This is a genomic window from Pseudomonas sp. SM4, from assembly GCF_051913165.1.
Classification (GTDB): domain Bacteria; phylum Pseudomonadota; class Gammaproteobacteria; order Pseudomonadales; family Pseudomonadaceae; genus Aquipseudomonas.
Genome location: NZ_JBODOE010000006.1, coordinates 256,045 through 270,907 on the forward strand (window position 1 = coordinate 256,045; position 14,863 = coordinate 270,907).

Sequence of the window (14,863 nt, forward strand, 5' to 3'; positions counted from 1 at the left end):
GTTCTGTATTGACTTGATTAACGAGCGCGGTAAGTGATGCGCCCTTTGCTCAAGTCATAGGGCGTCAGCTCGACGCGCACTTTGTCACCGGTAAGAATACGAATGTAGTTCTTGCGCATCTTGCCGGAAATATGCGCGGTTACGACGTGCCCATTTTCCAACTCCACACGAAACATGGTGTTGGGCAGGGTGTCGACGACAGTGCCTTCCATTTCGAAGCTGTCTTCTTTCGACATGCAGTAAAGCCCTCGGTATCCAATGAATGGCCCGGTGCAACTGCGCCAGGCAAAAGCGGCGTGCATTGTGCCCGAAAAATGGGGTTTACGCCAAGGGGTTTAGGGCTCGGGTTTAGTTGAGGACGACCCAGCGCTGATTAATCAGCAATTCGATAGGGCGATATTGGGTCTTGTAGTTCATCTTTTTGCAATTCTTGATCCAGTAACCGAGGTACACCGCCTCAAGCCCCAGGCGCTGGCTTTCGCCGATCTGCCAGAGGATGGCAAAACGGCCAAGACTGCGGCGCTCTTCATCCGGTTCGTAAAAGGTGTACACCGCTGACAGGCCGTTAGGCAGCAAATCGGTCACCGCCACGGCGAGCAACCGTCCGTCGAGTCGAAACTCATAAAAGCGCGAGAAGGGCAGATCGCGTACCAGAAACGTCGAGAATTGATCACGGCTCGGCGGGTACATGTCGCCGTCGGCGTGGCGTTGTTCGATGTAGCGCTGGTAGAGATCGAAATATTCTTCGCTGAATTGCGGCTTGGCCGGGCGCACCTGCAAATCGGCGTTGCGCTTGAAAATGCGCTTCTGCTGACGATTGGGGGTGAACTGCGCCACTGGAATGCGCGCAGGCACGCACGCATTGCAGTTCTGGCAATGAGGTCGATACAGATGGTCGCCGCTGCGACGAAAACCCATTTCCGACAGGTCTGCGTAGACATGCACATCCATGGGCTGACTCGGATCGAGAAACAGGGTCGTGGCCTGCTCCTCCGGCAGATAGCTGCAAGAGTGAGGCTGAGTGGCATAGAACTTCAAACGCGCCAACTCGGTCATGATCAACCCTCGGGATAAGCTGGTGAATTAAGTGTAAGCCACGCGCGCAAAAGTCGCTCAGCAAACCCAGGTGGCACGATTGGGTTGATCCAGGTGTCGGGCCAGATAATCGGCGAATTGTTGGCGAGGGATTGCCCGGGCGCCGAGGCTGTGCAGATGATCGGTCGGCATCTGGCAGTCGATCAGTACGAACCCCGAGTCTTTCAGATGCCGCACCAGGGTGGCAAAGCCGAATTTCGAGGCGTTGTCGGCGCGGCTGAACATCGATTCGCCGAAAAACAGTTGGCCCATCGCCAGGCCATACAGGCCGCCGACCAGTTCGCCTTGATCCCAGACTTCCACTGAATGGGCGAAGCCGCGACGATGCAGTTCGACGTAGGCGTCTTGCATGGCCTCGGTGATCCAGGTGCCGTCGGCGTAGTCGCGGGGCGCGGCGCAGGCGCGGATCACCGCGTCGAAGTCCTGATCGAAGGTCACTTGATAGCGCTGCTGGCGCAGCAGTTTGCCGAGGCTGCGTGAAACATGCAGTTCGTCGGGAAACAGCACGGTGCGTGGATCCGGCGACCACCAGAGAATTGGCTGGCCCTCGGAAAACCACGGAAAGCAGCCATGGCGATACGCCTGGACCAAACGATCGGCAGACAGATCGCCGCCAGCGGCAAGCAATCCGTTGGGCTCGCGCATGGCCTTTTCCAAAGGAGGAAAAGTCAGGGAATTACGTTGTAACCAAGTCAGCATGGCATCCAGGCTTGCAGAAGGGGAGGGCAGAGCTGGCCATTTGGCCCGCGATAAAGTGTGCCGTCAAATGACCGGAATGTCGTCCAGATACTTCTCGGCATCGAGTGCGGCCATGCAGCCGGCGCCGGCGGAGGTGACCGCTTGACGGTAAACATGGTCGGCAACGTCGCCGGCAGCAAACACCCCGGGGATCTCGGTGGACGTGGCGTCACCGTCGCTGCCACCCTTGACCCGCAAATAACCGTCATGCATCGACAACTGGCCCTGAAACAGGTCGGTATTGGGCTTGTGGCCGATCGCGATGAACACCCCGGCCAACGGTAGTTCGCGGGTTTCGCCGGTATGACTGTGACGCAGACGGGCGGCCGTGACGCCGCTGGCATCGCCCAACACCTCGTCGAGATTCTGGTTCCAATGCAAGCGCACATTGCCGTTGGCGGCTTTCTCGAAGAGCTTGTCCTGGAGGATTTTCTCCGAGCGCAGTTTGTCGCGACGGTGGATCAAGTGCACTTCCTTGGCGATGTTGGACAGGTACAGTGCTTCCTCGACGGCGGTGTTGCCACCGCCGACGACCGCGACCACCTGATTGCGGTAAAAGAAGCCATCACAGGTGGCGCAGGCGGAAACACCTTTGCCGGCAAAGGCTTCTTCCGAGGGCAGGCCCAGATACTGCGCCGAGGCGCCGGTGGCGATGATCAGCGCGTCGCAGGTGTAAGTGCCGTTGTCGCCGATGAGTTCGAACGGGCGCTGTTGCAACTTGGCGGTGTGGATGTGGTCGTAAACGATCTCTGTGGCAAAGCGTTCGGCGTGTTTTTGCATGCGTTCCATCAGCACCGGCCCGGTCAGGCCTTCGACGTCACCGGGCCAGTTGTCGACTTCGACGGTGGTAGTGAGTTGACCGCCGGCCTGCAGGCCGGTAATCACCACGGGTTTGAGGTTGGCACGGGCGGCATACACGGCTGCGCTGTAACCGGCCGGGCCGGAGCCAAGAATGATCAAGCGTGAATGCTTCGCTACGTTCATCAAATACACCTCATAAGCCTTTGTCACAAAAGGTAATGCATGCTCAAATTGGCCCACAGGTTTTATGTGCTTGACTATGCTTTAGCCTCGGGTTTGAAGCATGGCATCGCACGTACAAACCCGTACAATGCCGGGCTGTTACAGAATGTTCGCGCTGTGCCGTGTTTTTAAAAGCCTCGGCGCAGTGTTAAAAGTAGTCTCAGTTGCGCTCGTTCACTTTGTTACCTGCCTGGATTGGGCAGTTTTTTATCGTCATTCAATAGATGGACGCGCCATTGGCGCAGGAAAAGTAGCGTTTTGAAGAAATCCACCGCAGCACCTAAAACAGTCGTTCCGCTCTGGCGCCAACAGTTGCACTACCGGCTCAAGGAAGGTGCATTGATCGCCATTGGCGCCTTGTGCCTGTTCCTGATGATGGCTTTGTTGACCTACGGCAAGGACGATCCGGGCTGGAGCCACAACAGCAAGATCGACGATGTGCAGAATTTCGGCGGCCCGGCCGGCTCCTACAGCGCCGACATCCTGTTCATGGTGCTCGGTTACTTCGCCTATATCTTCCCGTTGCTGCTGGCGATCAAGGCGTATCAGATCTTCCGCCAGCGCCACGAGCCGTGGCAGTGGAGCGGCTGGCTGTTCTCCTGGCGCCTGATCGGTCTGGTGTTTCTGGTGCTGTCCGGCGCGGCCTTGGCGCATATCCATTTTCATGCCGCGACGGGCTTGCCGGCCGGTGCCGGTGGCGCTTTGGGTGAAAGCCTCGGCGATCTGGCGAAGAACGCGCTGAATATCCAGGGCAGCACGCTACTGTTCATCGCGCTGTTCCTGTTCGGCCTGACCGTGTTCACCGACCTGTCGTGGTTCAAGGTGATGGACATCACCGGCAAAATCACCCTCGACCTGTTCGAACTGTTTCAGGGCGCGCTGAATCGCTGGTGGTCGGCACGTACCGAACGCAAACAATTGGTCGCGCAACTGCGTGAAGTCGATGTCCGTGTGCATGATGTGGTTGCGCCGACGGTCACCGACAAGCGCGAGCAGGCCAAGGTCAAGGAACGCCTGATCGAGCGTGAACAGGCCCTGAGCAAGCACATGTCCGACCGCGAGAAGCAGGTGCCGCCGGTCATCGCCCCAGCCCCGGTCAAGGCGCCGGAGCCGAGCAAGCGTGTGCAGAAAGAGAAACAGGCGCCGTTGTTCGTCGACAGCGCCGTCGAAGGCACCTTGCCGCCGATCTCGATCCTTGACCCTGCGGAAAAGAAACAACTCAATTATTCGCCGGAATCCCTGGCAGCGGTCGGCCACTTGCTGGAGATCAAGCTCAAGGAGTTCGGTGTCGAGGTCACGGTGGACTCGATCCATCCGGGCCCGGTGATTACCCGTTACGAAATTCAGCCTGCCGCCGGCGTCAAAGTCAGCCGCATCGCCAACCTGGCGAAAGACCTCGCGCGTTCGCTGGCGGTGACCAGCGTGCGGGTGGTCGAGGTGATTCCGGGCAAGACCACGGTCGGTATCGAGATTCCCAACGAAGACCGGCAGATCGTGCGCTTCTCCGAAGTGCTGTCGACGCCTGAGTACGACAACTTCAAATCGCCGGTCACCCTGGCGCTCGGTCATGACATCGGCGGCAAACCGGTCATCACCGACCTGGCGAAGATGCCGCACTTGCTGGTGGCCGGTACCACTGGTTCCGGTAAGTCGGTGGGCGTGAACGCGATGATCCTGTCGATCCTGTTCAAGTCCGGCCCGGAAGACGCCAAGCTGATCATGATCGACCCGAAAATGCTGGAATTGTCGATCTACGAAGGCATTCCGCACCTGCTGTGCCCGGTCGTCACCGACATGAAAGACGCCGCCAACGCCCTGCGCTGGAGCGTTGCCGAGATGGAGCGCCGCTACAAGCTGATGGCGAAAATGGGCGTGCGTAACCTGTCTGGCTTCAACGCCAAGGTCAAGGAAGCGCAGGACGCCGGCGAGCCGTTGAGCGATCCGCTGTACAAGCGCGAAAGCATTCACGACGAAGCGCCGCTGTTGCAGAAGCTGCCGACCATCGTCGTGGTCGTCGACGAATTCGCCGACATGATGATGATCGTCGGCAAGAAGGTTGAAGAGCTGATCGCCCGTATCGCGCAGAAGGCGCGTGCGGCGGGTATTCACTTGATCCTCGCCACTCAGCGACCCTCGGTGGACGTGATCACCGGTCTGATCAAAGCGAACATCCCGACGCGTATGGCGTTCCAGGTGTCGAGCAAGATCGACTCGCGGACCATCATCGATCAGGGTGGCGCCGAACAACTGCTTGGCCACGGTGACATGCTCTACATGCCGCCGGGCACCAGCCTGCCGATCCGGGTTCACGGCGCGTTCGTTTCCGACGAAGAGGTTCACCGTGTGGTTGAAGCGTGGAAACTGCGCGGCGCCCCCGAGTACAACGACGACATCCTCAATGGTGTCGAAGAAGCCGGCAGCGGCTTTGAAGGCAGCAGCGGTGGCGGCGATGGCGATGATCCAGAAACGGATGCGCTGTATGACGAAGCCGTACAGTTCGTGCTGGAAAGCCGTCGTGCCTCGATTTCTGCCGTCCAGCGCAAGCTGAAGATCGGCTACAACCGCGCCGCACGGATGATCGAAGCCATGGAAATGGCCGGGGTCGTCACGTCGATGAACACCAACGGTTCGCGTGAAGTGCTGGCCCCGGGCCCGGTACGCGACTGATCCAAAAGCAAGAGGCGGGACAATGATGTGCCGCCGCTCTCCCAACGAGTATTCAAGAGGACTCCCATGCGTCTTATCCGCATGCTGCTGCCAGTACTGGCTTTGACCACACTCACGGCCCACGCCGATGACAAGGACGTGGCTCGTTTGACCCAATTGCTGGAAACTTCCAAGACCCTGAGCGCGAACTTCTCGCAGCTGACCCTCGACGGCAGCGGTACGCAGTTGCAGGAAACCACCGGCGACATGACCCTGCAGCGCCCGGGCCTGTTCTACTGGCACACCAATGCGCCGGCCGAGCAGACCATGGTGTCTGATGGCAAGAAAGTCACCCTGTGGGACCCGGATCTGGAACAGGCGACCATCAAGAAGCTCGACGAGCGTCTGACCCAGACCCCGGCGCTGCTGCTGTCCGGTGATGTGTCGAAAATCAGCCAGAGCTTTGATATTTCCGCGAAAGAGGCGGGCGGCGTGATCGACTTCACCCTCAAGCCGAAAACCAAGGACACCCTGTTCGACAACCTGCGTCTGTCGTTCCGCAATGGTCTGCTCAATGACATGCAACTGATCGACAGCGTCGGCCAGCGCACCAACATCCTGTTCACCGGGGTGAAGGCCAACGAGCCTGTGCCGGCGTCCAAGTTCAAGTTCGACATCCCCAAGGGTGCGGACGTGATCCAGGAATAAACCCAGGCCCCTTGTACCGGGGCCCTCGTGGAGAGGACCTGGTATTAAGGGGCTCTTTGTGGCGAGGGGATTTATCCCCGTTCGGCTGCGCAGCAGTCGTCGCTTTTGGCGCCGCTTCGCAGCCCAACGGGGATAAATCCCCTCGCCACTCGGTTTCACACAGTATTCGAAAAATTCGAGGTTTCAACGCTACGTGATGGATCTGTTTCGCAGTGCACCGATTGCCCAGCCACTGGCCGCGCGTTTGCGCGCGACCAATCTGGATGAGTACGTCGGTCAGGAGCACGTGCTCGCTCGCGGCAAGCCTCTGCGTGAGGCGCTGGAGCAGGGTGCCCTGCATTCGATGATTTTCTGGGGCCCGCCGGGCGTGGGTAAAACCACCCTGGCGCGGTTGCTCGCGGAAGTCTCGGACGCGCATTTCGAAACGGTCTCGGCGGTGCTCGCCGGGGTCAAAGAGATCCGTCAGGCGGTTGAAATCGCCAAGCAACAGGCTGGCCAATACGGCAAACGCACAATTCTGTTCGTCGATGAAGTTCACCGTTTCAACAAGTCGCAGCAGGACGCGTTCCTGCCGTACGTTGAAGACGGCACGCTGATCTTCATCGGCGCCACCACCGAAAACCCCTCATTCGAACTCAACAACGCCTTGTTGTCGCGCGCCCGTGTCTACGTGCTGAAAAGCCTCGACGAAGCGGCACTGCGCAAACTGGTGCACCGCGCGCTCACCGAAGAGCGCGGCCTGGGCAAGCGCAATCTGACCCTCAGCGATGAGGGCTTTCAGATGCTGCTCTCGGCCGCCGATGGCGATGGCCGACGGTTGCTCAATCTGCTGGAAAACGCTTCCGATCTGGCCGACGACAACAGCGAGATGGGCATCGATCTGTTGCAGAGCCTGCTCGGCGACACACGTCGGCGTTTCGACAAGGGCGGCGAAGCGTTCTACGACCAGATCTCGGCACTGCACAAATCTGTGCGCGGCTCCAACCCCGACGGCGCGCTGTACTGGTTCGCGCGGATGATCGACGGCGGTTGCGATCCGCTGTACCTCGCCCGACGCGTGGTGCGCATGGCCAGCGAAGACATCGGTAACGCCGACCCGCGCGCCCTGAGCCTGTGCCTCGCCGCGTGGGAAGTGCAGGAACGCCTCGGCAGTCCGGAAGGTGAGTTGGCGGTGGCGCAAGCCATTACCTATCTGGCCTGCGCGCCGAAAAGCAACGCGGTGTACATGGGCTTCAAAACCGCCCTGCGTGCCGCCGCCGAGCACGGTTCGCTGGAAGTGCCGCTGCACTTGCGCAACGCTCCAACCAAACTGATGAAACAATTGGGTTATGGCGACGAATACCGTTACGCCCACGATGAGCCGGACGCTTACGCCGCTGGCGAAGACTATTTTCCGGAAGAACTCGAGCCGATCCCGTTCTACCAACCGGTGCCGCGCGGCCTGGAGTTGAAGATCGGCGAGAAGCTCAACCACCTCGCCCAACTCGACCGTTTAAGCCCCCGGCAGCGGAGAAAATAATGCTTCCATTGATCATTGCGGTGTCTGCCGGCGGCGTTGCTGGCACTTTGTTGCGCTTCGCTACTGGCAATTGGATCACTGCCAATTGGCCGCGGCACTTCTATACCGCGACGCTGGCCGTTAATATCGTGGGCTGTCTGTTGATTGGCGTGTTGTACGGCCTGTTTTTGATACGCCCGGAAGTGCCGATCGAGGTGCGTGCCGGGTTGATGGTTGGCTTCCTCGGGGGGCTGACGACTTTTTCATCCTTTTCACTGGATACGGTGCGCCTGCTGGAAAGCGGGCAGGTACCGCTGGCCCTGGGCTATGCGGCACTCAGCGTATTCGGCGGGCTGCTCGCGACGTGGGCCGGCCTGTCTTTGACCAAACTTTGATAACGAGAAACCGACATGCTCGATTCCAAACTGTTACGTAGCAACCTCCAGGACGTAGCGGACCGCCTGGCTTCCCGTGGCTTTGCCCTGGATACCGCGCGCATCGAAGCGCTGGAAGAACAGCGCAAGACCGTCCAGACCCGCACCGAAGCACTGCAGGCTGAGCGTAACGCGCGTTCCAAATCCATCGGTCAGGCCAAGCAGCGTGGCGAAGACATCGCGCCGTTGATGGCGGACGTCGAGCGCATGGCGGGCGAATTGAGTGCCGGTAAAGTCGAGCTGGACGCGATCCAGACCGAGCTGGACTCGATCGTGCTGGGTATTCCTAACCTGCCACACGAATCCGTGCCGGTCGGCAAAGACGAAGACGACAACGTTGAAGTGCGCCGCTGGGGCACGCCGACTGCATTCGATTTCGAAGTGAAAGACCACGTGGCGCTGGGCGAAAAGTTCGGCTGGCTGGACTTTGAAACCGCTGCCAAGCTGTCCGGCGCGCGTTTCGCCCTGTTGCGTGGCCCGATCGCCCGTCTGCACCGCGCACTGGCGCAGTTCATGATCAACCTGCACGTCAACGAGCACGGCTACGAAGAGGCTTACACGCCTTATTTGGTTCAGGCCCCGGCACTGCAAGGCACCGGTCAACTGCCGAAGTTCGAAGAAGACCTGTTCAAGATCGCCCGCGAAGGCGAAGCCGATCTGTACCTGATCCCGACCGCCGAAGTGTCGCTGACCAACATCGTTGCCGGTGAAATCGTCGATTCGAAACTGCTGCCGATCAAGTTCGTCGCCCACACCCCGTGCTTCCGCAGTGAAGCCGGCGCGTCGGGTCGCGACACCCGCGGCATGATCCGTCAGCACCAGTTCGACAAAGTTGAAATGGTCCAGATCGTTGAACCATCGACTTCGATGGAAGCACTGGAAGGCCTGACTGCCAACGCCGAGAAAGTCCTGCAACTGCTCGGTCTGCCTTACCGCACCCTGGCGCTGTGCACCGGCGACATGGGTTTCAGCGCGGTCAAGACTTACGACCTCGAAGTGTGGATCCCGAGCCAGGACAAGTACCGCGAAATTTCGTCGTGCTCGAACTGCGGCGACTTCCAGGCCCGTCGTATGCAAGCGCGTTTCCGCAACCCGGAAACCGGCAAGCCTGAACTGGTACACACCTTGAACGGCTCCGGTCTGGCGGTGGGTCGTACCCTGGTTGCGGTGCTGGAAAACTACCAGCAGGCCGACGGTTCGATCCGTGTGCCGGACGTGCTGAAGCCGTACATGGGTGGCCTTGAGGTCATCGGCTAAATGAAATATCTGCCGCTGTTTCACAACCTGCGCGGCAGTCGTGTGTTGGTCGTCGGTGGGGGGGAAATTGCCTTGCGCAAATCCCGCCTGCTGGCCGATGCCGGTGCGCTGCTGCGGGTGGTCGCACCTGAAATCGAAACGCAGCTGCGTGAGCTGGTCGCAGCCTCAGGCGGCGAATGCCTGTTGCGCGGTTACGTCGAGGCGGATCTGGACGGTTGCGGGCTGATCATCGCCGCCACCGACGACGAAACGCTGAACGCACAAGTTTCCACCGATGCTCACAAGCGTTGCGTGCCGGTCAACGTGGTCGATGCGCCTGCCTTGTGCAGCGTGATCTTCCCGGCGATCGTCGACCGTTCGCCATTGATCATTGCGGTGTCCAGCGGTGGCGATGCGCCGGTGCTGGCGCGCTTGATTCGCGCCAAGATCGAAACCTGGATTCCCTCGACTTACGGCCAATTGGCCGGGCTCGCCGCACGTTTCCGTAATCAGGTGAAAAGCCTGTTTCCGGATGTGCAGCAGCGTCGTGGTTTCTGGGAAGACGTATTTCAGGGGCCGATTGCTGATCGGCAACTGGCCGGGCAGGGCGCCGAAGCCGAACGTCTGTTGCAAGCCAAGATCGATGGCGAAGCGATGGTCACCACTGGTGAGGTTTATTTGGTGGGAGCGGGGCCGGGTGACCCGGATCTGCTGACCTTCAAGGCCCTGCGTCTGATGCAGCAAGCCGACGTGGTGCTGTATGACCGCTTGGTCGCGCCAGCAATTCTTGAGCTGTGCCGTCGCGATGCCGAACGTGTGTATGTCGGCAAGCGTCGCGCCGATCACGCCGTGCCGCAGGATCAGATCAACCAGCAACTGGTCGATCTGGCCAAGGCCGGCAAGCGTGTGGTGCGGTTGAAGGGTGGTGATCCGTTCATCTTCGGCCGTGGCGGCGAAGAGATCGAAGAACTGGCGGCCCACGGCATCCCCTTCCAGGTGGTTCCGGGTATTACCGCAGCCAGCGGTTGCGCAGCGTATGCCGGGATTCCGCTGACCCATCGTGATTACGCGCAATCGGTGCGCTTTGTCACCGGGCATTTGAAGGACGGCTCCACCGATCTGCCATGGGTAGACCTTGTCGCCCCGGCGCAGACGCTGGTGTTCTACATGGGCCTGGTGGGGTTGCCGGTGATCTGCGAACAACTGATCAAGCACGGTCGTTCAGCGGATACCCCGGCGGCGTTGATTCAGCAGGGCACCACGGTCAATCAGCGAGTCTTTACCGGCACACTGGCGGATCTGCCGCGATTGGTGGCAGAGCATGAAGTGCATGCGCCGACCTTGGTGATCGTTGGGGAAGTGGTGCAACTGCGCGAGAAACTGGCGTGGTTTGAAGGGGCTCAGGCGCAGGTCTGAGAACCGAGTTGACCCCATCGCTGGCAAGCCAGCTCCCACAGGTTTTGTGTTGAAGCTGCAATCTTCAGCATCACCAAAATCCCGGTGGGAGCTGGCTTGCCAGCGATGGGGCCCTCAAAAACAATACAAATCTCAACCCCGGCGCCAAACCCCTTTCCCAGCCAACCGCGCCCGATCATGGGCCTCTGTGAAATCCTGCTCCGGCCCCTTCGGCACAATACCCGTCGGGTTGATGGTCTTGTGGCTGCCGTAGTAGTGGTTCTTGATGTGCTGAAAATCCACCGTCTCGCCAATCCCCTGCATCTGATAGAGCTCACGCAACCAGTTTGACAGATTCGGGTAATCGGCAATCCGCCGCAGATTGCACTTGAAGTGCCCGTGATACACCGCGTCAAAACGAATCACCGTGGTGAACAGACGCACGTCCGCTTCCGTCAGGTATTCCCCGGTCAGATAGCGGTTGGCGCCTAACACGCGCTCCAAGTGATCGAGTTCGGCAAACACTTCATCGAACGCTTCTTCATAAGCCTGTTGCGACGTGGCAAAGCCTGCGCGATACACGCCGTTGTTCACGGCTGGATAAATCCGCTCGTTCAGCGCATCGATTTCACCGCGCAGCGGCGCCGGGTAGAAGTCCAGATCGTTGCCTGTCAAACCATCGAACGCGCTGTTGAACATGCGGATGATCTCCGCCGATTCATTACTGACGATGCGCTTGAGTTTCTTGTCCCACAGCACCGGCACAGTGACGCGCCCGGTGTAGTCGGCGGTGTCAGCGGTGTAGCGCTGGTGCATGAATGCGAAATCATCGAGCTTGTCGCCGGTCGAGCCCAGCGCTTTGTCGAACGTCCAGCCGTTTTCCAGCATCAGCCAGCTTACGACGGAGACGTCGATCAGACTTTCCAGACCTTTGAGCTTGCGCAGGATCAGTGTGCGATGCGCCCATGGACAGGCGAGGGAAACGTAGAGGTGATAGCGTCCTGCCTCGGCGGCAAAACCACCTTCACCGCTGGGGCCGGGCTCGCCGTTGGCGGTGACCCAATTGCGGCGCTTGGCCTGTTCGCGCTGGAACGCGCCGTCCTTGCTGCTTTCATACCACTTGTCCTGCCAGTGGCCATCGACGAGTAAACCCATGATCAAGACTCCATAAACCGATAATCGTTGGAGTCGAGTCTATTCCGATGAGTTCGAACAAAAAGCGCAAAGATCGGGCGCGAATGATCGGTTAAATCGATTTGTTCCGTGCGGCCCAGTATTGCTCGGCGGTTTCGAAGGCCTGTTCACGGTTTTGTCCGAGGCCGCGCAAGGCCAGGGCCATGGTCGCAATCAGGGCCATTTGCGGATAGCTGTCGACCACGTCGCCGCGCCACACGGCCTTCAGGTGCTCGACATCCAATGACGATGGTTTGACGTGACGTTGCGCCGACAGTTGCGGCCATTCCTCGTCCCAGCTCTCGCCGCCAGTGGTGCCATAGAGGTGACTGTTAGCGTCGGGGTTGATCTCGATTTCGCCGCCATCACCCTTGACCACAATCGCTGTGTCGCCGAGCAATCCGCTGGCATCGCGGTGCACGGCCTGATAGCCGGGGTGAAAAATGCTCTGTAGCCCGCAGCGCGCGCCCAGCGGATTGAGAATCCGCGCCAGCGAATGGATCGGTGAACGCAGGCCCAGGGTGTTGCGCAGGTCGATCATGTTCTGCAACTGCGGCGCCCAGTCCACCAGCGGCATGAACGCCAGGCCACCATTGTCCAGCGCTGCACCGACCTGTTGCCAGTCGCGGCACAGCGGGATGTTCAATTCGCCGAGCAGTTGTTCGCTGTAGAGGCGCCCGGCGGTGTGCGCGCCGCCGCCGTGCATGAAGATGCGCAGGCCGTTCTGTGCCAGGCATTTGGCCGCCAGCAAATACCACGGCAGATGGCGTTTTTTGCCCGCATAGGTCGGCCAGTCCAGATCGACATTCAGCGCTGGCGCCTGCAAGCGTGCGCGCAGAGCCTCGGTGAATCCGGCCATTTCCTCTGCGCTTTCTTCCTTGTGTCGCAGCAACATCAGGAAGGCACCGAGTTGGGTGTCCTCGACCTTGTCGTCGAGCACCATGCCCATGGCTTCCCGGGCTTCTTCGCGAGTGAGATCGCGCGCGCCGCGTTTGCCCTTGCCGAGGATTCGCACGAACTGGGCGAATGGATGTTCGGCAGGCGTTTCGAGGGTCAGCGCTGGAAAGTCGGTCATAAGCAATTCGTCGGTTTGGGCAGGCCCGCCAGTTTCGCGGCGAGTTTGGCGGGGGTGCCTTTGAACAGTCGGTTCAGGTGCAGGCTGTTGCCTTTTTCCGTGCCGAGTTTCAGCGCGGTGTACTTGATCAGCGGGCGTGTGGCCGGGGACAGTTGGAATTCTGCATAGAAGCTGCGCAGCAGTTCGAGGACTTCCCAGTGTTCAGGAGTCAACTCGATCTCTTCGGCAGCGGCGAGAGCGCTGGCGACATCGTGCGACCAATCGCTGAGATCGACGAGAAAGCCGTCCTTGTCCAGTTCGATGGCGCGGGCGCCGACGGTCATGTAATTCATAGCCAGCTGTTGACCTTGTCGTGATGGATCGACAGTTCGACGAAGGCCGGGTAATCGATGGCTTCGGCCCAGTCCGGGACCTGCACGGCGCGCGCCTGTGCGTCTTCGCTGAGGACGAACAGTTTGATCTGGCGGCTTTGCAGCGCAGTGCACGGCGCGGTACCCGCTTGCAACGCGTAGACCGCATCGCCGGACAGCAACAAGGCATCCGCGCTGCCGATGATGCGCAGGCAACTGCTCAGGCGATCATCGCCAAAAGGGGAATGAGACAACACATGCAAAGTCGACATCAGAGGGTGATCACCTGGTCGTAACGGTCAATAAGAGCGGTGATTTGCTCGGCAGCCAGCGGTTGCGCTTCGTCTAGCGATAGCTGTTCGAGGCCACGAGCGCTGGCGCTGTCGGCGCAGTAAAACAATTCTTCTACGCCAAACATCGGCAGCGCTTGCAGGTTGGCGCTGAGGTCTTTTTGTTGCAGGGCTTTGGCGTTTTGCCCAGCGGCCAGTTGCAACACGCCGTCATCGAGAAACAGCAAACCGATCGGCAGATCGAAGGCGCCACCGGCCAGTACGATGTCCAGCGCTTCGCGGGCGCCGGGGCCGGACCATGGCGATTGGCGGCTGATGATCAACAGGGATTTGGCCATCTCATGCACCTCCGAAACAGATCAGGCGATCAGCGTCTTGCACGGCGTCATGCAATTGCCCAAGACCGGACAATTCCCATGGCTCACTGACGGAGACGGCGTCACGCTGATAGCGCTGGGCTTCTTCCGCGTTCAGCGCGCCACGGCGCAGGGCGGCGGCAATGCACACTACGCCGTCGAGCTTTTGCTCGGTGATGAAGCTGCGCCATTGCTTGGGCAAGTCCAGTTCATCCTGCGGGGTCACCACCGCGTCAGAGGCGTTATAGACGCCATCCTGATAGAAAAACAGCCGGACAATCTCATGCCCACCGGCCAGTGCAGCCTGCGTAAACAGCAGGGCACGGCGCGAGGAGGGCGCATGGGCGGCGGAAAACAGCGCGATGGCGAACTTCATGACGGACTCGATCAGCAAAACTGTGGCCATGATAAAGCATTGCGCACAGCCACAGCGCCTGCTTTTCATGTAGGAGCTGCGGCACGCTGCGATCTTTTGACGTTGATTTTGCGAGGCAGGATCAAAAGATCGCAGCCTCGTTTCACTCGTCAGCTCCTACAGGGACATACGATCCCCTGTAGGAGCTGCACGCTGCGATCTTTTGACGTTGATTTTGCGGGGCAGGATCAAAAGATCGCAGCCTCGTTTCACTCGTCAGCTCCTACAGGGCAACACGATCTGCGGCACGCTGCGATCTTTTAATGTTGATTTTGCGGGGCAGGATCAAAAGATCGCAGCCTCGTTTCACTCGTCAGCTCCTACAGGGACACACAATCCCATGTAGGAGCTGCGGCACGCTGCGATCTTTTGACGTTGATTTTGCGGGGCAGGATCAAAAGATCGCAGCCTCGTTTCACTCGTCAGCTCCT

The 14,863-nt window shown here is 59.7% G+C and carries 16 protein-coding genes; 6 read left to right on the forward strand and 10 right to left on the reverse strand.

Annotation, left to right across the window (positions count from 1 at the left end; all coding sequences use genetic code 11):
* Positions 1 to 17: 17 nt before the first annotated feature.
* The 4 genes from infA to trxB all read right to left on the reverse strand — a co-directional run bounded on the left by infA (position 18) and on the right by trxB (position 2,817).
* Entirely contained in the window at positions 18 to 236 is a 219-nt protein-coding gene (infA, locus tag ACQ4MY_RS13625; protein WP_002553999.1) for a translation initiation factor IF-1, read from the reverse strand.
* 112 nt (positions 237 to 348) lie between these two features.
* The gene (locus ACQ4MY_RS13630; RefSeq protein ID WP_008087004.1) at positions 349 to 1,056 is read right to left on the reverse strand and encodes an arginyltransferase; all 708 of its coding nucleotides are present in this window, start codon (positions 1,054 to 1,056) and stop codon (positions 349 to 351) included.
* Positions 1,057 to 1,113: 57 nt separating this feature from the next.
* Complete coding sequence (aat, locus tag ACQ4MY_RS13635) at positions 1,114 to 1,794, reverse strand: leucyl/phenylalanyl-tRNA--protein transferase (protein WP_045123303.1); 681 nt, start codon at positions 1,792 to 1,794, stop codon at positions 1,114 to 1,116.
* A gap of 63 nt (positions 1,795 to 1,857) precedes the next feature.
* Positions 1,858 to 2,817, reverse strand: coding sequence for a thioredoxin-disulfide reductase (gene trxB, locus ACQ4MY_RS13640; RefSeq protein ID WP_158835228.1), 960 nt, complete (start codon positions 2,815 to 2,817; stop codon positions 1,858 to 1,860).
* A gap of 297 nt (positions 2,818 to 3,114) precedes the next feature.
* Between trxB and ACQ4MY_RS13645 the strand changes: the two genes are divergently transcribed.
* The 6 genes from ACQ4MY_RS13645 to cysG all read left to right on the forward strand — a co-directional run bounded on the left by ACQ4MY_RS13645 (position 3,115) and on the right by cysG (position 10,794).
* Positions 3,115 to 5,523, forward strand: a complete 2,409-nt coding sequence (locus tag ACQ4MY_RS13645) for a DNA translocase FtsK (protein WP_081500545.1) — start codon at positions 3,115 to 3,117, stop codon at positions 5,521 to 5,523.
* A gap of 66 nt (positions 5,524 to 5,589) precedes the next feature.
* Entirely contained in the window at positions 5,590 to 6,210 is a 621-nt protein-coding gene (gene lolA / locus ACQ4MY_RS13650) for an outer membrane lipoprotein chaperone LolA (protein ID WP_008087013.1), read from the forward strand.
* 196 nt (positions 6,211 to 6,406) lie between these two features.
* Positions 6,407 to 7,729 carry a replication-associated recombination protein A gene (locus ACQ4MY_RS13655; protein WP_158835222.1) on the forward strand — a complete coding sequence of 441 codons (1,323 nt, stop codon included), beginning with the start codon at positions 6,407 to 6,409 and terminating at the stop codon, positions 7,727 to 7,729.
* Complete coding sequence (gene crcB, locus ACQ4MY_RS13660) at positions 7,729 to 8,103, forward strand: fluoride efflux transporter CrcB (RefSeq protein WP_008086563.1); 375 nt, start codon at positions 7,729 to 7,731, stop codon at positions 8,101 to 8,103. The genes ACQ4MY_RS13655 and crcB overlap by 1 nt, the downstream gene beginning before the upstream one ends.
* 15 nt (positions 8,104 to 8,118) lie before the next feature.
* Positions 8,119 to 9,399: a serine--tRNA ligase gene (gene serS / locus ACQ4MY_RS13665; RefSeq protein ID WP_053121586.1), complete on the forward strand. Its 1,281-nt coding sequence runs from the start codon at positions 8,119 to 8,121 to the stop codon at positions 9,397 to 9,399.
* On the forward strand, positions 9,400 to 10,794 hold the full coding sequence (cysG, locus tag ACQ4MY_RS13670; RefSeq protein ID WP_414915827.1) for a siroheme synthase CysG: 1,395 nt from the start codon (positions 9,400 to 9,402) through the stop codon (positions 10,792 to 10,794).
* Between the two features lie 132 nt (positions 10,795 to 10,926).
* On the opposite strand, the gene ACQ4MY_RS13675 is transcribed toward cysG, so the two are convergent.
* The 6 genes from ACQ4MY_RS13675 to tusD form a co-directional block, all read right to left on the reverse strand.
* Positions 10,927 to 11,928: a glutathione S-transferase family protein gene (locus ACQ4MY_RS13675; protein WP_440095477.1), complete on the reverse strand. Its 1,002-nt coding sequence runs from the start codon at positions 11,926 to 11,928 to the stop codon at positions 10,927 to 10,929.
* Positions 11,929 to 12,019: 91 nt separating this feature from the next.
* Positions 12,020 to 13,021 carry a glycosyl transferase family protein gene (locus tag ACQ4MY_RS13680; RefSeq protein ID WP_440095479.1) on the reverse strand — a complete coding sequence of 334 codons (1,002 nt, stop codon included), beginning with the start codon at positions 13,019 to 13,021 and terminating at the stop codon, positions 12,020 to 12,022.
* Positions 13,018 to 13,353 (reverse strand): TusE/DsrC/DsvC family sulfur relay protein, encoded by a 336-nt coding sequence (locus ACQ4MY_RS13685; protein ID WP_440095481.1) that lies wholly within the window; start codon positions 13,351 to 13,353, stop codon positions 13,018 to 13,020. The genes ACQ4MY_RS13680 and ACQ4MY_RS13685 overlap by 4 nt, the downstream gene beginning before the upstream one ends.
* Positions 13,350 to 13,643, reverse strand: a complete 294-nt coding sequence (tusB, locus tag ACQ4MY_RS13690; RefSeq protein WP_008086575.1) for a sulfurtransferase complex subunit TusB — start codon at positions 13,641 to 13,643, stop codon at positions 13,350 to 13,352. The genes ACQ4MY_RS13685 and tusB overlap by 4 nt, the downstream gene beginning before the upstream one ends.
* Positions 13,643 to 13,999 (reverse strand): sulfurtransferase complex subunit TusC, encoded by a 357-nt coding sequence (gene tusC, locus ACQ4MY_RS13695; protein WP_008086577.1) that lies wholly within the window; start codon positions 13,997 to 13,999, stop codon positions 13,643 to 13,645. The genes tusB and tusC overlap by 1 nt, the downstream gene beginning before the upstream one ends.
* 1 nt (position 14,000) lies before the next feature.
* Entirely contained in the window at positions 14,001 to 14,393 is a 393-nt protein-coding gene (gene tusD / locus ACQ4MY_RS13700; protein ID WP_440095483.1) for a sulfurtransferase complex subunit TusD, read from the reverse strand.
* Positions 14,394 to 14,863 lie beyond the last annotated feature (470 nt).